Source organism: Thioclava sp. F36-7, from assembly GCF_002020075.1.
Taxonomy (GTDB): Bacteria; Pseudomonadota; Alphaproteobacteria; order Rhodobacterales; family Rhodobacteraceae; genus Thioclava; species Thioclava sediminum.
Window position 1 is genome coordinate 185246 of record NZ_MPZR01000002.1, and the last position, 18601, is coordinate 203846.

Here is an 18601-nt window from a genome sequence, read left to right on the forward strand (position 1 = left end):
GGAGGGGCGGGCCCATGAGGGGCCCGTCTGGAGAGAAACTAAAGGGAGTTAGTCTCATGGCGGACAAATCCTCGTCCAACGCCTATTGGAAGGCGAATATCCGGACCATCCAGATTTCTCTGGTGATCTGGTTCATCGTGTCCTTCGGCTTCGGCATCCTGCTGCGCCCGATGCTGGCAGGCATCAAAATTGGTGGCACTGATCTTGGCTTCTGGTTCGCCCAGCAAGGTTCGATCCTCGTGTTCCTGGTGCTCATCTTCACCTATGCGTGGCGGATGAACAAACTGGACCGCGAGCACGGCGTCGAAGAATAATCTCAGGGAGGAGAGAGGGACATGGATCAGTTTACCCTCAACCTGCTGGTGGTCGGCGCGACTTTCGTGCTCTACATCGGCATCGCGATCTGGGCCCGTGCGGGTTCCACGTCGGAATTCTACGCCGCGGGTCGCGGCGTTCACCCGGTCGTCAACGGTATGGCTACGGGCGCTGACTGGATGTCGGCCGCGTCGTTCATCTCGATGGCTGGCCTCATCGCCTTCGGCGGCTATGACACCTCGACCTATCTGATGGGTTGGACCGGTGGCTACGTGCTTCTGGCCATGCTGCTTGCGCCCTATCTGCGCAAGTTCGGCAAGTTCACCGTGCCGGAGTTCATCGGCGACCGTTTCTATTCGCAAACCGCGCGCACCGTGGCCGTTATCTGCCTTATCGTTGCGTCGATCACCTACGTTATCGGTCAGATGACCGGCGTGGGCGTTGCGTTCTCGCGCTTCCTCGAAGTGGACAACACCACCGGCCTGTTCATCGGCGCGGCGATCGTGTTCCTCTACGCGGTTCTGGGCGGCATGAAGGGCATCACCTACACGCAGGTGGCTCAGTACGTCGTGCTGATCATCGCCTACACCATCCCGGCGATCTTCATCTCGCTGCAGCTGACCGGCAACCCGATCCCGGGTCTTGGCCTGTTCTCGAACGACGTCAACACCGGCGCGCCGATCCTGTCGACGCTGAACGACACCGTCGAGGCTCTGGGCTTCGCGTCCTACACCGGCCAGCATGACACCACGCTGAACATGTTCCTGTTCACCATGACGCTGATGATCGGTACCGCCGGTCTGCCCCACGTCATCGTGCGCTTCTTCACCGTTCCGAAGGTCGCCGACGCGCGTTCCTCGGCGGGTTGGGCGCTGGTGTTCATCGCGCTTCTCTACCTGACCGCTCCGGCTGTGGGTGCAATGGCGCGTCTGAACCTCGTTTCGACCTTCTACCCGAATGGCGTGACCGAGCCGGCCGTGGAAATGACCGCGATCGAGAACGACCAGAACCTCGCTTGGGTGCGTAACTGGGCCCAGACCGGTCTTCTGTCCTTCGACGACAAGAACGGCGACGGCCGCATCGAGTACAATGCGAGCGACGCAAACGAACTGACCGTGAACCGCGACATCATCACGCTCGCCAACCCCGAGATCGCCAACCTGCCGGGTTGGGTGATCGCGCTGGTGGCGGCCGGTGGTCTGGCTGCGGCTCTGTCGACGGCGGCTGGTCTTCTGATGGCGATCTCGTCGGCGGTCTCGCACGACCTGATCAAGTCGCAGATCAATCCGGGCATCTCGGAAAAAGGCGAGCTTCTGGCCGCCCGTATCTCGATGGCCGTGGCGATCGTCGTGGCGACCTATCTGGGTCTGAACCCGCCCGGCTTCGCGGCACAGACGGTGGCTCTGGCCTTCGGTCTGGCAGCGTCGTCGATCTTCCCGGCACTGATGATGGGCATCTTCACTAAGCGCATCAACAACACCGGTGCGGTTGCAGGTATGCTCACGGGTCTCGCGACCACGCTGATCTACATCTTCCTGCACAAGGGCTGGTTCTTCATCCCGGACACCAACACGTTCACGGATGCGAACCCGATGATCCTCTCGATCAAGTCGACCTCCTTCGGGGTGATCGGCGCGGTCTTGAACTTCATCGTGGCCTATGTCGTGTCGAACGCGACCAAGGAGACCCCGGAAGATATCCAGGAGCTCGTCGAGTCGATCCGCGTGCCGAAAGGCGCCGGTGCGGCAGTCGACCACTAAGACAGCGGCGCGGGACGGGGTTCGCCTCGTCCCGACCTCTGAAGCTTCGGCAGGCGCCCCTCGGGGCGCCGCCACCACCCAAAGGAAAAGATCATGGCCGCCGATCTGACCCCGATCCTCGCATTTCTCGAAGGCGTCCACCCTTACGACAATCTGTCGCGCAACGAGCTGGAGCACGTCGCCAGTTCCTTCCGCCGCAGAGAATTGCCCGCGGGCGAGACCGTCTATTCCTACCGCGAGCCGCTCAAGGGCATCTACCTGATCAAGCGCGGAGCGGTCGAAGTGACCGATCAGAACGGGGCGCTGGTCTCGATCCTCGGCGCACGCAACACCTTTGGCGAGCGCGGGCTGATGCGCGACGGGCTGGCCGCGACCACCGCGCGCACCACCGCCGAGACCGTGCTGCTGGAGCTGCCGGTCGAAGAGTTCCGCGAGCTGTCGCAAAACGCCCCCGCCTTCGCGCGCTTCTTCAACCGGGTGCGCGGTGGCGAGACCCGCACCAATTCGATCGCGACGATGAAGATCGCCGATCTTCTGGCGCAGGAGCCGATGGGCTGCGCGCCCGAGACCACCGTGACCGAGGCTGCGCGGCAGATGCGCGATGCGCATATTTCCTCGCTCGGCGTGACCGATCCCGAGGGCGGGCTCGTTGGCATCGTCACGGTCCGCGATCTGTCGAACAAGGTTCTGGCCGAAGGCCGCGCGCCCGATACGCTCGTGGGCGAGGTGATGACCCCCGATCCGGTGACGCTGACCCCCGAGGGGCTGGGCACGGACCTTCTGCATGTCATGCTGGAAAAGCGCGTCGGCCACCTGCCGATCACCGATCGCGGGCGCTTCGTGGGCATGATCACCCAGACCGATCTGACCCGCTTTCAGGCGGTCAGCTCGGCCGTGCTGATCCGCGATGTGGCGGGCGCCGAGACCGTGCCGGAGATGGCCGCCGTCACCGCGCGCATCCCGCAGCTTCTGGTGCAGCTCGTGGGCGGGCATCACGCGCATGAGGTCATCACCCGGCTGATCACCGATATCGCCGATGCGGTCACGCGCCGCCTGCTGAAGATGGCCGAGGAGGCGCTGGGGCCGCCGCCGGTGCCCTATCTGTGGCTGGCCTGCGGCTCGCAGGGGCGGCAGGAGCAGACCGGGGTGTCCGATCAGGACAATTGCCTGATCCTCGACGACGCCGTGACCGAGGCGGATATGGAATATTTCCGCCAGCTCGCGAAGATCGTCTCGGACGGGCTGGATGCCTGCGGCTACGTCTATTGCCCGGGCGACATGATGGCGACGAACCCGCGCTGGTGTCAGCCGGTCCGCGTCTGGCGCGACTATTTCCGCGGCTGGATCGCCAAGCCCAACCCCGAGGCGCAGATGCTCGCCTCGGTGATGTTCGATCTGCGCGCGATCGGCGGCAACGGGGCGGGGCTGTTCCAGCAGTTGCAGGAAGAGACGCTGGCGAAGGCGTCGAAGAACTCGATCTTCGTGGCCCATATGATCGCCAACAGCCTCAAGCATCATCCGCCGCTCGGCCTGATCCGGGGCTTCGCCACGATCCGCTCGGGCGAGCATCGCAACCATATCGACATGAAGCATAACGGCGTGGTCCCGGTGACCGATCTGGCCCGCGTCTATGCGCTTCAGGGGCGCCTGCCCGAAGTGAACACCCGCGCCCGTCTGATCGAGGCCGAACATGCCGGCGTGCTGAGCCATTCCGGCGCGCGCGATCTGGTCGAGGCCTATGACCTGATCGCGTCGATGCGGCTGGAGAACCAGGCGCATTTGGCCCGTTCGGGGCGCAAACCTGACAATTATCTCGCACCGTCGGACCTGTCCGATTTCGAACGCTCCCACTTGCGGGATGCGTTCGTCGTGGTGCGCACCATGCAATCGGCCGCCGGACATGGCAAAGGCGCGATGAGCTGAGGAGAGCTTATGACGAACGATTACATCTCGACCCTTGCTGCCGGCGCGCTTGCCGCTCTCGTGGTCTTCCTGCTCTCTCATCTGAGCAAGAAGTTCCGCGGCGAGAAGCTGCCGAAATGGGTGATGCCCGCAGCGGTCGGGGCGGCGCTTATCGGCTACACGGTCTGGAGCGAATATTCGTGGTATCCCAAGATGCGCGCGGACATGCCCGACACGGTCGTGGTGCTGCAGAAGATCGACGAAAGCGTCGGCTGGCGGCCCTGGACCTATCTGGTGCCGATGGTCACTCGCTTCATGGCGGTCGATGCGGGCAAGGTGGAGCATCCGGTGGCGGGCAAGCCGGAGCTGGCCGAGACCGATCTGCTGCTGATCGGGCGCTGGCAGAATTTGCAGACGGTGCCGACGGTCTATGACTGCAAGACCGACAGCCGCGCCGATCTGGTGAACGGGGCCACGCTGACGAAAGACGGAGAGCTGTCGGGCGGCGGCTGGCTGAAACTCACGCCCGACGACCCGGGGCTGAAAGCGGTATGCGCAGGAGGATGAGACCATGCCGGGGGGGAGGAAACATCGCGTCCTGATCGTGGAGGATGAGGACAATATCGCCATCGCGCTCGACTATCTGATGAGCCGCGAGGGGTTCGAGCATGACCGGATCGATACCGGGCGCGGCGCGCTGGAGAAAATCCGCGAGACCCGCCCCGATCTGGTGCTCCTTGACGTGATGCTGCCCGAGGTCTCGGGCTACGAGATCTGCGAGGGCGTGCGCGCCGACAAGGGCCTCGGCGATGTGAAGATCCTGATGATGACCGCCCGCGGCTCCGCGATGGAGCGCCGCAAGGGCCTCGCGCTCGGTGCAGACGGTTTCATCGCCAAACCCTTCGAGCTGCGCGAATTGCGCGAGGAGGTCCACCGCATCCTCGACGGGGAGACGGCCTGATGGATCTCACCCGGCTTTCCCTGCGCACCCGGGTGTTTCTGTTCTTCGCCGCCTTGGCGCTCGGCAATCTGGTGGCGCTGGTGGCGGGATTGTGGTTCGGCTTCACCCGGCTTGGCGACCCTGAGCTTCTGAATGCGATGGTGATCGGCGGCGCGGTTGCGGGCTTCGTGATCCTCGGGCTGATCGCCTGGATCTGGTTTCTGTTCGACGAGAACGTGGCCAAGCCGATCGAGCGGCTCTCGGGGATGCTGCGCGCCCGCACCACGGCCGAAATCGAGGGCGAGATGGATGCCGATATCGCGCGTTATCTGGGCGATCTGGCCCCCGCCGCGGCCTCGGTCACGCGTCACTTGTCGGAAACCCGTAACGCCCTGACCGAAGCCGTGCAGCGCGAGACAACGCGGCTCGCGCAGGAGAAGGAGCGGCTCGAGGCGCTCTTGTCGGATGTGCCGGTGGGTGTGCTGCTCTGCACCGCCGATCATCAGCTGGCCTTCTATAATGGGCAGGCGGTGGAGCTCTTGGGTTCGGCCCATGCGCCGGGGCTGGATCGGCGCGTCTTCGACTATCTCAACCAGCCACCCATCGCCCATGCCTATGACCGGCTTCTGGCGACGGAAGATCCCGACGCCGCCTCCGACCTGCTCTGTTCGACGAAGGCGGAGGGCCGGGTGCTCGCCGCCCGGATGCGGCTCCTGTCAGAGGGCGAGGATCACCATCTGAGCGCGCGCCCGGGCTATGTGCTGACGCTGCGCGATGTCTCGGGCGATATGGCCTCTCATGCGCAGCGCGAGCAGTTGATGGACGAGCTGTTCGACCGCATCCGCCGCCCTGCCGCAGCCCTACAATCGCTGATCGGTGTGCTGACCGCCGATGACGGCCCCGCGCCGGGCCCCGAGCGCGACCGCGTCCGTGAGGCCGCCAATTCCGAGGCGCATCACCTCTCCGCCGCGATCCACGAATTCTTCGAGCGCCACGAGGCGAACCGCGCCGATTGGTGGCCGCTCGCGATGATCCGCGCCTCCGATCTGGGGCAGGCGGTGGCCGCGCGGGTGACCGCCGAGGGCGGGGCGATCCTGCCGGTCACCGCGGGGCTGATGCTACGCTGCGAGGGCTTCGAGATGGTGGCCCTGCTGGCGGGGCTGGTGCGCCGCCTAACCGACCGGCGCGATTTCCGGCTGGAGATCACCGAGGACGGCCCCGGTGCACTGATCGCGCTGGAATGGGAAGGCGCGCCGGTCCCGATCTCCGAGCTGGAGCGTTGGCTCGATCAGCCGCTCGATGTCGGGCTGGAGGACGTCACCGGGCATCGCGTGCTGACCACCCATGCCGCCGAAATCTGGCCCGAGAAGCTGGGCGACACGCGTGCGCGGCTCTGCATCCCGCTGCGCGAGGCGCGCCATGTCACCAAGCGCCCGAAGCCGGTGCCGCGCGCGGTGGTCTATGATTTCGACCTGCTCGCGCGCGAGCGCGTGGCCGAAATCGCCGACACGCCGCTGACCGATCTGACTTATGTCGTCTTCGACACCGAGACCACGGGGCTGCTGCCCACCGAGGGCGACGAGATCGTGCAGATCGCCGCCGTGCGTATCGTTAACGGGCGGCGGATCGATACCGAGGTGTTCGACACGCTCGTCGATCCCAAGCGCCCGATCCCGCCCGGCTCGACCGAGGTGCACGGCATCTCGAACGCGATGGTCGAAGGGGCGCCCGACATTGCCAAGGTGGGTCGCGATTTCCACCGCTTTGCCGAGGGGGCGGTGCTGATCGCGCATAACGCGCCCTTCGACATGGAATTCCTGCATCGCAAGGAGGTGGCGATCGGCGAACGGTTCGATCACCCGATCCTCGACACGGTGCTGCTGTCGGCGGTGGTGTTCGGGCAATCCGAGAGCCACACGCTCGACGCGCTGACCCATCGCCTCGGCATCACCATCCCCGAGGAAGCGCGCCACACCGCGATCGGCGATACGGTCGCGACGGCGGATGCCTTCCTGAAGATGCTCCCGGCGCTGCAGGCGCGGGGCTTGCGGACCTTCGGCGAATTGGTGGCCGAGCTACGCAAACACGGGCGGCTGATCAAGGATCTGAACGGGTAGGGGGCGCTGCCCCCCCGTCGCCGTAGGGCGACAAGACTTTAGGGAGAGGGGGCTCTGCCCCCATCTCCTCCGGAGATTCCCCCGGGATATTTTGGCCAAGGCGAAGCGGCTGTTTTGCTTCTCCTTGATTGAAATATCCCGGGGTGAATTCGGCGGAGCCGCAGAGGGGCAGCGCCCCTGATTTCAGAGAATTTCGAGAACCGTCTCCGGAGGTCGACCGATGCGGGCCGCCGTGTCCGTCAGCACGAGCGGGCGTTCGATCAGCTTCGGATTGGCGCTCAGCGCCGAGAGGATTTCATTCTCATCGGCGTCTTTCGGTAGGTCGGTGTCCTTCCAGCGGATCATCGCGGCGGCGGGCTGGCCTAGTTTCATCAGCGCGTCCTGCAGTTCGGCCATGGTCGGCGGCGCTTTCTGGTAGTCGCGGACCTGCGGAGTGATCCCGCGCGCTTCAAGCAGTTTCAGCGTCTCGCGCGATTTCGAGCAGCGCGGATTGTGCCAGATCGTTACAGCCATTTGTCCCTCCCGGTGCCGGTTGCCTCGGAAAGGCTGGCGAAGCCGTCGCGTTCCAGAAGCGCGTCGAGGCCGCGCGCGATATCGGCGGCGAGCGAGAGGCCCGCGAAGACCATCGCGGTATAGAGTTGTACGGCGGAGGCGCCTGCGCGGATTTTCTCGTAGGCCTGCTCGGCAGAGCCCACGCCGCCTACGCCGATCAGCGGCAGCGCGCCCGCGGTATGTTGCGAAAGCTGCGCCAGAACGCGGGTCGATTTCTCGAACAAAGGCGCGCCGGAGAGGCCGCCCTGATCGGAGGGGTTCGGCGAGGTCAGCCCCTCGCGCGAAAGCGTCGTATTGGTGGCGATGATCCCGTCGATCCCGCTTTCCAGCGCGACCTCGGCGATTTCGGCCAGTTCCTCGGCGCTCAGATCGGGGGCGATTTTCAGGAAGACGGGGATGCGCCGCGCTAGGGAGTCGCGGGTCTCGATCACGCCAGCCAGCAGCGCCGACAGCGCGGCTTTGCCCTGCAGGTCGCGCAGCTTCTCGGTGTTGGGCGAGGAGACGTTAACCGTCGCGAAATCGAGATGCGGCCCGGCATGGGCCAGCACGGTCGCGAAATCCTGCGCGCGGTCGGCGGCATCCTTGTTAGCCCCGAGATTGAGCCCCACCGGAATGCCCTGCGGACGCTTTGCCAGCCGCTCGGTGATCGGCTCCATGCCCTGATTGTTGAAGCCGAAACGATTGATCGCGGCGCGGTCGGCGGGCAGACGCCAGAGGCGGGGCGGCAGGTTGCCTTCCTGCGGGCGGGGCGTCGCGGCGCCGACTTCGATGAAGCCGAAGCCTGCGCGCATCAGTTGCGGCACGGCCTCGGCGTTCTTGTCGAAGCCTGCGGCGAGGCCCACCGGGTTCAGCAGCGACATCCCCGCCAGATCGGTCTTCAGCCGGGGCGAGGTGATCGGGCCGGGCAGGGGCGCGAGCCCCATCCGCAATGCGCGCAGCGACAGCCCATGCGCCTTTTCCGGGTCGATCTTGTGAAAAACCGCGAGGCCCGCGCGCTCGATCAGAGTGGTCACGACATTTCCTTCGGGAAGATATGGCCCGCAGCGCCGAGGGGCAGGGCGTGGTCCCAGACGACTTCGCTGAGATTCAGCGGGCGGTAGAGATGCGGGAAGAGCTGATCGCGGCGCGAGGGTTCCCATTTCAGATCGGCACCCATCGCGGAGGAGTCGAAGGCGACAAGCACCAGATCGGATTCGCCCGCGAAATGTTTCGCAGCCGTTTCGACGACCTGATCGGCGGTGGAGAAATGGATATAGCCGTCCGCGAGGTCGACCGGCGCGCCGAGTGTGTGCCCGGCTTCGCGAAATGCATCCCATTCGGGGCGGCGGAGGATTTTGTAAATCAACATGGCTTTCCCTTGCCCGAAAACGCGCCGTCCGGTCAAGCGTGGGGCTTGCGCAGGACGCGTGGGGGCATAGCTTTGTGCCATGTGCGGACGTATGGCCAACACTCTTCCCGTCGATGCGATGGCGCGTCTGTTCAAGGCGGTGCCGGGCAATGACGTGCCAGATGGCGAGCGGTTCAATATCTGCCCGACCCAGAGCCTGCCGGTCTGCGTCTCCGGCGAGGGTCAGCGGCAGTTGCGGGCGATGCGCTGGGGTTTCATCCCGCATTGGTACAAGACGCCGACGGACGGGCCTTTGCTGATCAATGCGCGGTCCGAGACCGTGGCGGAGAAACCTGCCTTCCGAGAAGCGATCCGGTCGCGGCGCTGCCTGATCCCGGCGGACGGGTTTTACGAATGGCATCGCGAGGGGGAGGCGAAGCTGCCTTTCTATGTCTCGCGCAAGGACGGTGCGCCGATGGTGTTCGGCGGGCTCTGGCAGGACTGGGAGAAGGGCGGCGAGTTGCTGACCACCTGCGCCATCGTGACCTTGCCGGCGGGGCCGACCCTCGCCCCGATCCATCACCGCGAGCCGCTGGTTCTCGAGCAAGCCGATTGGGCAAAATGGCTGGGCGAGGAAGGCCATGGCGCGGCGACCCTGATGCAGCCGAGGCCCGAGGGCATCCTGCAGGCGTGGCGCGTGGGGCAGGAGGTCAATTCGAACCGCGCCTCGGGGCCGGGTTTGCGCGAACCTCTTGCGGATCGCGCTTGAACGGCGCGGCGTGGACCGCTAAGGAGAGGCCAGAGCGCGGGTGTAGCTCAATGGTAGAGCCGCAGCCTTCCAAGCTGAAGACGTGGGTTCGATTCCCATCACCCGCTCCATCTCCCCCGGATCACTGCGATAGGCGTCTTTGACACAGAAAAACCGCCCGAGGGACGATCGGGCGGTTTCGGACGTTCGGGATCTGTGGGTGGCGCAGTGTTGCGCTCATTTGGTCAGGATCAGCTTGCCCGCCTTGGTGATGCGCAGCGTATAGACCTGACCGTCCAGCACGATATGGGCGAGGTTGCCCTTGCCGGTCAGCACCTCTGCGTCATGGACGGGCAGGGCGTTGGCGAAGCTTTCATTGATGCTCATCTGCGGCCTCCCTCGATCCGGTCGAGCGTCGCTTCGAGCGCGCTCTGGCCCGGGGGGAAGCCACTGCACAGCGCCTCGACGATGTCGCGCAGGCTCAGCGGCGGATCGATATCAACATGCGTGTCGGCCCGGTATCGGGGGCCGGGGGAAGAGGGGCGTTTCATCTCCGGTCTCCATCTCGCGAAAGCGGCTCGTCGGGGATCGACTGGCTGATGGGAATAACCTGAGTGAAATGATCGGAATTGTAAAGGCGATTCTTTTACTAAGGAATTGCACAGGTCACTCTGCGCCCGCGCAGACATAATTCGGGAACCATCCGGGATCAGTTGGAAGGGCGGATCAGAACCACTGGCCGGGTTCGATGAGGCCCAGATCCATGAGTTGCTGGCTCGACCAGTTGAAGCGTTCGGAATTGACCCAGGTGAAACTGTGCACGTCATAGGTCGACCCGGGATTGAACTTCAGCGCTTTCGCGACCCGGAACGAGGCGGTGGCGCAGGTCAGGTTATGGTGCCACGGGCAGGAATAGGTGTTGTATTCCTCGTCGTTGAACGTGTGGTCGGGGCGCAGCCTCAGGCCGGACTTGGCGCGGAACAGGGCGATCCGGTCGATCTTGCGGCGCTGGGCGGGGACATGCTCCTCGAAGCGCCAGCGCAGCCCGCCGTAGAAATCCAGCTGCCGCTCTTTCGGATGGTCGTGGTTCTCGGGATCGAGCCGGGCCAGCGCGTAATAGCCCGCCTTGTCGAACATTGCGTTCTCGGTATCGACGCCGTTCGGATGCGCCTCCAGATCGCCGGTATAGAGGTCGATCACATAGCTCAGCATCGAGGCGCGGCGCTCTTCGGTATGAAAGCTTAGAACCTCACCGATCGAGCGGCTCTCGCAGAAGGGGAAGAACAGGTATTCCGCGTTGAAGCAGTAATAGAGCCAGGTTCCGGCGGGCGCAGCGGCGATGATCGGGTTGATCGCAAGGGGGGCTGCGTCGCGACGGTTCAGCTCGAAATCGATGCGGTAGATTTTCGTCGGGCTGTCGGCGCCGAGATCATCGGGCAGGTCCATCGCGGCATGGCCCAGAACCAGCAGCACCGGAAACCCGAGGTCGACATGGTGGCGGATCGTGCTCTCCAGCTCGACCCCGTCCTCGGCTAGGATCACGCCGACCGGGCCTTTGGACAGCGCCGCGCTCTGGCGGGTGAGAAAATCGATCAGCGAGGAATATTTCATGCCCGATGCAGCCCTTTCGCGGGGTCTTCGGGCGCAGGATCGGGGAAGGCCCGCATGAAATCAAGCCTTTACGGCCCACGCCATGCGCGACCTTGCGGGAAAGGGTGATTTGGCTGTATCAGGCCCGCTGGAAAGACGCGCGAGGATTGGCATGAGCGACGCTCCGAAAAAGCTGCATATCAAAACCTATGGCTGTCAGATGAACGTCTATGACAGCGAGCGCATGGCCGAGGCCATGGGCGCCAAGGGCTATGAGCTGACCGACGATGTGGGCGCGGCGGATATGGTGCTGCTCAACACCTGCCATATCCGCGAGAAGGCGGCCGAGAAGGTCTATTCCGATCTGGGGCGCCTGCGTCCGTTCAAGGAGGCCAAGCCCGACCTGAAGATCGGTGTCGCGGGCTGTGTCGCGCAGGCCGAGGGCGACGAGATCCTGCGGCGCTCGGATCTGGTGGATCTGGTCGTCGGCTCGCAAAGCTATCACAAGCTGCCCGAACTGGTCGCGCGGACCGATAATGGCGCGCGCCCCGTCGAGACCGAGTTTCCGCTGGAAGACAAGTTCGACCATCTGCCCGCGCGGCCCGTGCAGGCGCGCCCGACCGCGTTCCTGACGGTGCAGGAGGGCTGCGACAAGTTCTGCGCCTTCTGCGTGGTGCCCTATACGCGCGGGGCGGAGGTTTCACGCCCGGCGGACAAGATCCTGCGTGAGGCGCAGGCGCTGGTGGAGAAAGGCGTGCGCGAGATCACGCTGCTGGGTCAGAACGTCAACGCCTATCACGGCGAGGGTGAGGGCGGTGACTGGTCGCTCGCGCGGCTGGCCCGGTCGCTCGCCAAGATCGATGGGCTGGAGCGTATCCGCTACACCACCTCGCACCCGAACGACATGGAAGACGATCTGATCGCGGCCCATGGCGACGAGCCGAAGCTGATGCCCTATCTGCATCTGCCGGTGCAATCGGGCTCGGACAAGATCCTCAAGGCGATGAACCGCAAGCATACGGCGGAGAGCTATATCCGCCTGATCGAGCGTATCCGCGCCGCGCGCCCCGACATCGTGATCTCGGGCGATTTCATCGTGGGCTTCCCCGGCGAGACCGATCAGGATTTCGAGGACACGATGGCGCTGATCCGCGAGGTCAATTACGGCATGGCCTATTCGTTCAAATACTCGCCGCGCCCGGGCACGCCCGCGGCGGGCGCGAAGGGCGCGGTGCCGGCCGAGGTCGCCGATGCGCGGCTGCAAGAGCTTCAGGCGCTTCTGACCTCGCAACAGCGGGCCTGTCAGGAGAGCATGATCGGGCGCGAAGTGAACGTGCTTTTTGAGAAGCCCGGTCGTCTGGACGGCCAGTGGGTCGGCAAATCCGATTACCTGCAGGCGGTCCATGTTTCGGGCGAGGGGCTTGGCCCCGGCGTTCTGGCGAAGGTGCGGATCACCGGCACGGCGCCGAATTCGCTGGCGGGCGAGTTGATCTGAGTTCTCATCGCATTGACGTCATAAATGAAAAGGGCCGCGTGATCCGCGGCCCTTTTTTGATTAGATACCCTGAACGATCAGTTCGGGCCAGGCGGGTCGTTTGCGATCGCTTTCAGAAGCTCTCTACGCAGACCTTCCGGGTTGCCCACGAGGCTCTCGTTCTTGCAGATCTGGGTCGCGAGGCCGTTCGCATCGCCGTAATCGTAGCCGAAAGCCACCAGATCATCGACGAAGCTGCCCTGCGGGTGATCCCAGATCGTCTCGCGCCACGGGCCGCGGAAGCAGTCGATATGAATCTGTTGCTTGCGGGTCGGTCCGCAGACGGTCTGGTTGTTGACGTGATCGCGCCCGACCGGGCCGGTGTAGCAGCTCGTACCGGCCTGTGCGGCGCCAGCGAACGCCATACCGGTGAGCAACGCGGCGGCGGTGATTGCAATGGTCTTCATCTCTCGAGACTCTCCTGATCGGGCAGCGGAATAACATGCGGCGCTCAAGATCCCTCCGACCCGAGCGCCGTCAGGGTGCAGTTTGCCCTGAATAAACCTAAATTGGCGAGAGATTGTCGATATTTGCCGGGTTTGTGAGAACAATAGCCAAAAAAGATAGCGGGTGTTCCGATTGTTGCGACAGTGCTCGCGCTAGGGTTGTGGGGCCTTTGGCTTTTGCAGCTTGTTTCTGAGCCCCGAAGGTCCTTTTTCACAGCCAGCGATTCGGGAGTCATGACGCGGCGCGGCGAAGAGGTGGCGTCCTCGGTCAGCATATCGTCACGCATCCCCTTGCGAAACCAGTTTTGCCTAATAAATAGGCAATGCCGCCAAGCGGAACCGCGCCTGCGTTTTTTGGTTTCAGTTTGATGAAATTTGCTGCCGCGCCTAGGAGGGCGGGAAACCAGTGCTTGCGTGAATCCCCCGAGGCAGGCACCATATCTTTACCAAACCAGCTAAGGAGACTCTGTATTTGGGCTTCAGCGCGATCACACCCCCGCCTCGCTCTCAGGATGCTCACGAGACGCTTCTTGAGTTCCCCAACAACCGGCTGCTGATCGATCTTTGCGGTGAATTCGACCGCAATCTGGCCCAGATAGAGCACAAGCTGCAGGTTCACATCCTTCGGCGTGGCAACCAACTGGCCGTGGTGGGCGAGCCCGAAGCGCAATCGCAAGCCGCCGCCGTGCTGCATCAGCTGTATCAACGCCTTGAACAGAACAAGCCGATTGACGCCGAAGAGGTCGATGCGGCGCTGCGCATGGCCGATCTGGGCGGCACCGGGACCACGGTCGACGAGCAGCTCGAAATGTTCGAGGCGGGCAAGTTCGAGATCCGCACCCGCAAGAAGCAGGTCGAGCCGCGCACCGAGGCGCAGAAAGCCTATGTGAAGCATCTCTTCGAGCACGAGCTGGCCTTCGGAATCGGGCCTGCGGGCACCGGCAAGACCTATCTCGCGGTGGCCGTGGGTGTGACCATGCTGATCGGTGGTCATGTCGACAAGATCATCCTGTCGCGTCCGGCCGTCGAGGCGGGCGAGCGTCTTGGCTTCCTGCCCGGCGACATGAAGGACAAGGTCGATCCCTATATGCAGCCGCTCTATGACGCGCTGAACGACTTCCTGCCGGCCAAGCAGCTCGCAAAACTGCTGGAGGAGAAGCGGATCGAGATCGCACCGCTCGCCTTCATGCGCGGCCGCACGCTGTCGAACGCCTTCGTGGTTCTGGACGAAGCACAGAACGCCTCGACCATGCAGATGAAGATGTTCCTGACCCGTCTTGGTCAAGGCTCGCGGATGGTGATCACCGGCGACCGCTCTCAGGTGGACCTGCCGCGCGGGATGCCCTCGGGGCTGCAGGATGCAGAGCGTATCCTCGGCCATGTCGAGGGGATCAGCTTCAACTACTTCACCGCGAAAGACGTGGTGCGTCACCCGATGGTCGCGAAGATCATCGACGCCTACGACAAGGCGGAAGGCGAGTAAGGCCGCGAGGCTTTAGCGAAGGGCTTTCAATCTGCCCGCGCCTCGGCGCGGGCATTTTGGTTTTTGGTGATGTGTCTGGAAGTCTGACAGAGGGACGCGCCCGAGCCTTGGTTGGGCGCTTTGTAGCGTGGGTGGCTTGGCGCTTTATCTCGCAAGCCCGAACGACATTCGTGCCCGCGACGACATCGCCAATGCGCCCTCCCGGGGGGAGGGGTGAGGCGGGACAAAGCGGCCTTCCAGTGGAAGGCCGACCCGACGAACGCGCGAGGTTTTGCCGAGCGCCGGACGGGCGCGGCCCGAGGCTGGTCGCTCCGAGCGGGTCTCCAACGAAAAACGCCCGGCCATTCGGACCGGGTGTTTTCAAATTCCATCGCGAAGAGTTCAGCTCTCGGACTTGCCTTCGAGCGCCTCGATGCGGGCTTTCAGCGCCTCGTTTTCCTCGCGCGCTTTTTGTGCCATCGCACGAACCGCATCGAACTCCTCGCGGGTGACGAGGTCGCGGTCGGCCAGCCAGCGGTCCATCCAGCTTTTCATCGCCGTCTCGGCCTCGTCCTTCGCGCCTTGGGCCACACCCATCGCGTTGGTCATCAGCTTGGACATTTCGTCGAACATCTTGTTGGGCGGCTGCATCGGCATCCCCTTGCGGTCAATTTTTGCTTCCCTGTCTATATGGGCCGCGACGGTCCCGCTGGCAAGGTTGACTTCCCGGCCCGTGCAGGGCTTTCTCGCGGCGATTTCTGACAGGAGACCGCCTTGCTGCCTCTCGCCATTCCCTTCCCCGATTTCGATCCGGTCGCCATCACGATCCCCGGTCTCGGCCTGCCGATCCGCTGGTATGCGCTCGCCTACATCGCCGGGCTGATCGCGGGCTGGCAGATCATCGTGGCGCTGATGAAGCGCGATACGCTCTGGCCCGAGAACCGCGCGCCGATGGAGCACGGCAAGGTCGAGGACCTGCTGACGGCGGTGATCATCGGCGTGGTGCTGGGCGGGCGGCTTGGCTTCATCCTGTTCTATGAGCCCGCGTGGTATCTGGCCCATCCGCTCGACATCGTGAAGGTCTGGCAGGGCGGCATGTCCTTCCACGGTGGTTTCTTGGGTACCTTGCTCGCGGGGTGGTGGTTCGCGCGCCGCCATAACGTGCCCAAGCTGCAACTGGCCGACGCGATGGCGCTGGTCGCGCCGATCGGGTTGTTCCTCGGGCGGATCGCGAATTTCATCAAGCCGGAGCTTTGGGGGCGGCCCACGGACGTGCCGTGGGGCGTGATCTTCCCCGGTGAACTGGCGCAGACCTGTCTCGGGATCGCGGGGCAGGTGGACGGTGCCTGCGCGCGCCATCCCTCGCAGCTCTACGAGGCGGGGCTGGAGGGGCTGCTGCTGGGCCTGATCCTCTGGAGCATGGTGTGGTTCGGTCGCTCGCTGAAACGCCCGGGGCTGAGCCTCGGCGTGTTCCTGATGGGCTATGGTGCCGCGCGTGCCTTTGTCGAGCTGTTCCGGCAGGGCGATCCGCAATTCGTGACCCTCGGCAATCCCTACGGCCACGTGATCCGCTTCACCGATGGCTGGGGGCTGACGATGGGGCAGGTGCTGTCGCTGCCGATGATCGCGGTGGGGCTGTATTTCGTGATCCGCGCGTTGCGCGCGCCGAAAGCCTCGTGACCCCGCTGGGCGACATCCTTGCCGCGCAGATCGCGGCAGAAGGGCCGATGCGGCTCGACCGTTATATGAGCGCCTGCCTGCTGCATCCCGAGCATGGCTATTACGCGACCCGCGATCCGTTCGGGCGGGCTGGCGATTTCATCACCGCGCCGGAGATTTCCCAGATGTTCGGCGAGATGCTGGGCCTGTGTCTGGCGCAGGCGTGGCTCGATCAGGGTCGGCCCGCGCCCTTCGTGCTGGCCGAGGCCGGGCCGGGGCGTGGCACGCTGATGGCCGATATGCTGCGCGCGATGAAGGCGGTGCCGGGGATGATGGAGGCCGCGCAGGTTCATCTGATCGAAGCCTCGCCGACCTTGCGCGAGATCCAGCGCGAGGCGCTCGCGCCGCATCACGTCACGTGGCACGAGACGATCGACGGCCTGCCCGAGAGGCCGATTTTTTTCGTTGCGAACGAGTTTCTCGACGCGTTGCCGATCCGGCAGTTCCAGCGGGACGGCGACGGCTGGGCCGAGCGGCAGGTGGGGCTGTCCGACGACGGCAATCTGACGCCCGGCCTCGCGCCGCCGTCGCGTCTCGAGGCGTTGGAGCCGCGCATGGCCGACACCGTGCCGGGCGATGTGGTCGAGACCTGCGCAGCCGCGGTGAACTTCACCGAGACGCTAGCGGCGCGGATTGCAAACCAAGGCGGCGCGGCGCTGCTGATCGACTATGGCAACTGGCATTCCAAGGGCGACACGTTTCAGGCGCTGAAGGGCCATGAACCCGTCGATCCTTTCGCGGAGCCCGGCGAGGCGGACCTGACCGCCCATGTCGATTTCGAGCCTCTCGCGCAGGCCGCACAAGACGCGGGAGCCGCCGTCTCGGGCATGACCGCTCAGGGCGTTCTGCTGGAGCGGCTCGGCATCACGGCACGTGCGCAGCGCCTCGCGGAAGCGTTATCGGGGGCCGCGCGCGAGACCCATATCGCCGCGCATCGCCGCTTGACCCACCCCGAGGAAATGGGTCACCTGTTCCAAGCTCTGGCCCTCGTCGCACCTGCTGCGCCGCTGCCGCCGGGGTTCGATCCGAAGACCGTCTGAGCTATTGAGGAACGCGATGTCGACGATGCTCGAAATTCTGACCTCACCCGCCTTGGGAACCGTGAAGCACGGGTTCTTCACGCGCAAAGGCGGGGCCTCCTCGGGTATTTTCGCAGGGCTCAACTGCGGTCCCGGCTCGTCGGATCAAAGCGAGGCGGTGCGCACCAACCGCGCTCGGGCCGCCGATGCGATGGGCGTGGAGCTGAACGCGCTGCAAGGCGTCAATCAGGTGCATTCGCCCGATGTCGCGGTGATCGAGGAGATCACCGATCCGCCGCCGCGCGCCGATGCCGCTGTCACCAAGGTGCCGGGCATCGCGATCTCGATCCTGACCGCCGATTGCCAGCCGGTGCTGTTCTCCGACCCGAAAGCGGGCGTTATCGGTGCGGCCCATGCAGGCTGGCGCGGCGCGATGGAGGGGGTGTTGGAGAACACGCTCGACGCGATGGAGCGTTTGGGCGCGCATCGCGAGAACATCACCGCGGTGATCGGGCCGTGCATCTCGGTCCATTCCTACGAGGTCGGCGAAGACTTCATGGAGCAGTTCCTGATGGAGGACATGGACTACAGCCGGTTCTTCTCGCCCGGGCCCTCGGGAAAGCCGCATTTCGACCTGCCTAGCTTCTCGCTGCACAGGCTGCGCGAGGCAGGCGTCGGCGAGGCGGAATGGATGCGCCGCTGCACCTATCAGGAACCCGAGCGCTTCTATTCCTATCGCCGCACGACCCATGCGGGCGAGGCCGATTACGGGCGTCTGCTCTCGGCGATCCGGCTCTGATCCGGGTGCGCGGGCGGCGCGCTGCGCGCTGCGCGGGGCCGACAGGGTCGCTGAAACAATCGACCCTGCCGCATTCCTTCGTTTCCTTGCTCGAAAAAATCCAACTCCCGCCCCATGCTGGCCCCATTGCGTGGGCAGAACAGTCCCGAACCGGATCGAAAACGATCTCGTGACGAGGGGACAAAGACATGAACAAAACTCAACCGACCCGCCGCTGGATGAAAGCCGCCGTGGCCTCCGCTCGCGACTGCGACACGCGGATGCCCTGGGCCCGCAAGGCGCGCCCTTCGCAGACCGGCCGTCCTGTGGCGTCCGCTCCGCGCCAGGTCAGCGCAGCACAGTGACCTCCCTTCTCGCGCGGCGATCGTAAT

21 protein-coding genes and 1 tRNA gene are annotated in these 18601 nt (G+C 64.6%); 14 read left to right on the forward strand and 8 right to left on the reverse strand.

What is annotated here, in order from left to right; genetic code table 11:
* Nucleotides 1-56: 56 nt before the first annotated feature.
* The 6 genes from BMI89_RS03785 to BMI89_RS03810 all read left to right on the forward strand — a co-directional run bounded on the left by BMI89_RS03785 (nt 57) and on the right by BMI89_RS03810 (nt 7034).
* Nucleotides 57-314, forward strand: a complete 258-nt coding sequence (locus tag BMI89_RS03785; protein ID WP_075774060.1) for a DUF4212 domain-containing protein — start codon at nt 57-59, stop codon at nt 312-314.
* A 21-nt stretch (nt 315-335) separates the two neighbouring features.
* A complete protein-coding gene (locus tag BMI89_RS03790) occupies nt 336-2075 on the forward strand; it encodes a sodium:solute symporter family protein (protein ID WP_078542129.1) in 1740 nt (579 codons plus the stop codon).
* A 93-nt stretch (nt 2076-2168) separates the two neighbouring features.
* Entirely contained in the window at nt 2169-3998 is a 1830-nt protein-coding gene (locus BMI89_RS03795) for a DUF294 nucleotidyltransferase-like domain-containing protein (protein WP_078569897.1), read from the forward strand.
* Nucleotides 3999-4007: 9 nt separating this feature from the next.
* Nucleotides 4008-4544: a hypothetical protein gene (locus tag BMI89_RS03800; protein WP_078548720.1), complete on the forward strand. Its 537-nt coding sequence runs from the start codon at nt 4008-4010 to the stop codon at nt 4542-4544.
* Nucleotides 4545-4548: 4 nt separating this feature from the next.
* The gene (locus tag BMI89_RS03805; RefSeq protein ID WP_078522624.1) at nt 4549-4938 is read left to right on the forward strand and encodes a response regulator; all 390 of its coding nucleotides are present in this window, start codon (nt 4549-4551) and stop codon (nt 4936-4938) included.
* Complete coding sequence (locus tag BMI89_RS03810) at nt 4938-7034, forward strand: exonuclease domain-containing protein (protein WP_078569898.1); 2097 nt, start codon at nt 4938-4940, stop codon at nt 7032-7034. The genes BMI89_RS03805 and BMI89_RS03810 overlap by 1 nt, the downstream gene beginning before the upstream one ends.
* A 183-nt stretch (nt 7035-7217) precedes the next feature.
* On the opposite strand, the gene arsC is transcribed toward BMI89_RS03810, so the two are convergent.
* The 3 genes from arsC to BMI89_RS03825 are packed head-to-tail and all read right to left on the reverse strand — an operon-like array spanning nt 7218 to nt 8934.
* Complete coding sequence (gene arsC / locus BMI89_RS03815) at nt 7218-7547, reverse strand: arsenate reductase (glutaredoxin) (RefSeq protein WP_078569899.1); 330 nt, start codon at nt 7545-7547, stop codon at nt 7218-7220.
* Entirely contained in the window at nt 7538-8590 is a 1053-nt protein-coding gene (locus BMI89_RS03820; RefSeq protein WP_078570166.1) for a quinone-dependent dihydroorotate dehydrogenase, read from the reverse strand. Before BMI89_RS03820 ends, arsC begins: the two co-directional genes overlap by 10 nt.
* A gap of 5 nt (nt 8591-8595) precedes the next feature.
* The gene (locus tag BMI89_RS03825; protein WP_078569900.1) at nt 8596-8934 is read right to left on the reverse strand and encodes a DUF952 domain-containing protein; all 339 of its coding nucleotides are present in this window, start codon (nt 8932-8934) and stop codon (nt 8596-8598) included.
* Between the two features lie 79 nt (nt 8935-9013).
* On the opposite strand from BMI89_RS03825, the gene BMI89_RS03830 reads away from it, so the two are divergent.
* Nucleotides 9014-9682 carry an SOS response-associated peptidase gene (locus BMI89_RS03830; RefSeq protein ID WP_078569901.1) on the forward strand — a complete coding sequence of 223 codons (669 nt, stop codon included), beginning with the start codon at nt 9014-9016 and terminating at the stop codon, nt 9680-9682.
* Nucleotides 9683-9718: 36 nt separating this feature from the next.
* Nucleotides 9719-9792 (forward strand) — tRNA-Gly (locus BMI89_RS03835).
* Between the two features lie 106 nt (nt 9793-9898).
* Here the strand turns inward: BMI89_RS03835 and BMI89_RS03840 are convergent.
* From BMI89_RS03840 to BMI89_RS03845, 3 genes are all read right to left on the reverse strand, one after another.
* Nucleotides 9899-10048, reverse strand: coding sequence for a hemin uptake protein HemP (locus BMI89_RS03840; RefSeq protein WP_075774069.1), 150 nt, complete (start codon nt 10046-10048; stop codon nt 9899-9901).
* A complete protein-coding gene (locus BMI89_RS20810; protein ID WP_158522126.1) occupies nt 10045-10212 on the reverse strand; it encodes a hypothetical protein in 168 nt (55 codons plus the stop codon). Before BMI89_RS20810 ends, BMI89_RS03840 begins: the two co-directional genes overlap by 4 nt.
* Before the next feature lie 175 nt (nt 10213-10387).
* Entirely contained in the window at nt 10388-11272 is an 885-nt protein-coding gene (locus BMI89_RS03845) for a hypothetical protein (RefSeq protein WP_078569902.1), read from the reverse strand.
* A 151-nt stretch (nt 11273-11423) separates the two neighbouring features.
* Here BMI89_RS03845 and miaB point away from each other — a divergent pair, with 151 nt between their 5' ends.
* A complete protein-coding gene (gene miaB, locus BMI89_RS03850) occupies nt 11424-12746 on the forward strand; it encodes a tRNA (N6-isopentenyl adenosine(37)-C2)-methylthiotransferase MiaB (RefSeq protein WP_078569903.1) in 1323 nt (440 codons plus the stop codon).
* Between the two features lie 77 nt (nt 12747-12823).
* On the opposite strand, the gene BMI89_RS03855 is transcribed toward miaB, so the two are convergent.
* Nucleotides 12824-13192, reverse strand: coding sequence for a hypothetical protein (locus tag BMI89_RS03855; protein WP_078542121.1), 369 nt, complete (start codon nt 13190-13192; stop codon nt 12824-12826).
* 511 nt (nt 13193-13703) lie between these two features.
* Between BMI89_RS03855 and BMI89_RS03860 the strand changes: the two genes are divergently transcribed.
* A complete protein-coding gene (locus BMI89_RS03860) occupies nt 13704-14714 on the forward strand; it encodes a PhoH family protein (protein WP_078548700.1) in 1011 nt (336 codons plus the stop codon).
* A gap of 381 nt (nt 14715-15095) precedes the next feature.
* Here the strand turns inward: BMI89_RS03860 and BMI89_RS03865 are convergent, their stop codons facing one another.
* Nucleotides 15096-15344 carry an accessory factor UbiK family protein gene (locus tag BMI89_RS03865; protein ID WP_078520603.1) on the reverse strand — a complete coding sequence of 83 codons (249 nt, stop codon included), beginning with the start codon at nt 15342-15344 and terminating at the stop codon, nt 15096-15098.
* A gap of 123 nt (nt 15345-15467) precedes the next feature.
* Here BMI89_RS03865 and lgt point away from each other — a divergent pair, with 123 nt between their 5' ends.
* From lgt to BMI89_RS20815, 4 genes are all read left to right on the forward strand, one after another.
* Nucleotides 15468-16373 (forward strand): prolipoprotein diacylglyceryl transferase, encoded by a 906-nt coding sequence (lgt, locus tag BMI89_RS03870; protein ID WP_078569904.1) that lies wholly within the window; start codon nt 15468-15470, stop codon nt 16371-16373.
* The gene (locus tag BMI89_RS03875; protein WP_078569905.1) at nt 16370-17452 is read left to right on the forward strand and encodes an SAM-dependent methyltransferase; all 1083 of its coding nucleotides are present in this window, start codon (nt 16370-16372) and stop codon (nt 17450-17452) included. Before lgt ends, BMI89_RS03875 begins: the two co-directional genes overlap by 4 nt.
* 25 nt (nt 17453-17477) lie before the next feature.
* Nucleotides 17478-18230 carry a peptidoglycan editing factor PgeF gene (pgeF, locus tag BMI89_RS03880; protein ID WP_078520602.1) on the forward strand — a complete coding sequence of 251 codons (753 nt, stop codon included), beginning with the start codon at nt 17478-17480 and terminating at the stop codon, nt 18228-18230.
* 188 nt (nt 18231-18418) lie between these two features.
* Nucleotides 18419-18574 carry a hypothetical protein gene (locus BMI89_RS20815; RefSeq protein ID WP_168176768.1) on the forward strand — a complete coding sequence of 52 codons (156 nt, stop codon included), beginning with the start codon at nt 18419-18421 and terminating at the stop codon, nt 18572-18574.
* The last annotated feature ends 27 nt before the right edge of the window (nt 18575-18601 follow it).

Bases quoted from the DNA above. Each gene is read 5' to 3' on its own strand.
- BMI89_RS03785 (WP_075774060.1), top strand. From the start codon at position 57: ATGGCGGACAAATCCTCGTCCAACGCCTATTGGAAGGCGAATATCCGG.
- BMI89_RS03790 (WP_078542129.1), top strand. From the start codon at position 336: ATGGATCAGTTTACCCTCAACCTGCTGGTGGTCGGCGCGACTTTCGTG.
- BMI89_RS03795 (WP_078569897.1), top strand. From the start codon at position 2,169: ATGGCCGCCGATCTGACCCCGATCCTCGCATTTCTCGAAGGCGTCCAC.
- BMI89_RS03800 (WP_078548720.1), top strand. From the start codon at position 4,008: ATGACGAACGATTACATCTCGACCCTTGCTGCCGGCGCGCTTGCCGCT.
- BMI89_RS03805 (WP_078522624.1), top strand. From the start codon at position 4,549: ATGCCGGGGGGGAGGAAACATCGCGTCCTGATCGTGGAGGATGAGGAC.
- BMI89_RS03810 (WP_078569898.1), top strand. From the start codon at position 4,938: ATGGATCTCACCCGGCTTTCCCTGCGCACCCGGGTGTTTCTGTTCTTC.
- arsC (WP_078569899.1), bottom strand. From the start codon at position 7,547: ATGGCTGTAACGATCTGGCACAATCCGCGCTGCTCGAAATCGCGCGAG.
- BMI89_RS03825 (WP_078569900.1), bottom strand. From the start codon at position 8,934: ATGTTGATTTACAAAATCCTCCGCCGCCCCGAATGGGATGCATTTCGC.
- BMI89_RS03830 (WP_078569901.1), top strand. From the start codon at position 9,014: ATGTGCGGACGTATGGCCAACACTCTTCCCGTCGATGCGATGGCGCGT.
- BMI89_RS03840 (WP_075774069.1), bottom strand. From the start codon at position 10,048: ATGAGCATCAATGAAAGCTTCGCCAACGCCCTGCCCGTCCATGACGCA.
- BMI89_RS20810 (WP_158522126.1), bottom strand. From the start codon at position 10,212: ATGAAACGCCCCTCTTCCCCCGGCCCCCGATACCGGGCCGACACGCAT.
- BMI89_RS03845 (WP_078569902.1), bottom strand. From the start codon at position 11,272: ATGAAATATTCCTCGCTGATCGATTTTCTCACCCGCCAGAGCGCGGCG.
- miaB (WP_078569903.1), top strand. From the start codon at position 11,424: ATGAGCGACGCTCCGAAAAAGCTGCATATCAAAACCTATGGCTGTCAG.
- BMI89_RS03855 (WP_078542121.1), bottom strand. From the start codon at position 13,192: ATGAAGACCATTGCAATCACCGCCGCCGCGTTGCTCACCGGTATGGCG.
- BMI89_RS03865 (WP_078520603.1), bottom strand. From the start codon at position 15,344: ATGCAGCCGCCCAACAAGATGTTCGACGAAATGTCCAAGCTGATGACC.
- pgeF (WP_078520602.1), top strand. From the start codon at position 17,478: ATGCTCGAAATTCTGACCTCACCCGCCTTGGGAACCGTGAAGCACGGG.
- BMI89_RS20815 (WP_168176768.1), top strand. From the start codon at position 18,419: ATGAACAAAACTCAACCGACCCGCCGCTGGATGAAAGCCGCCGTGGCC.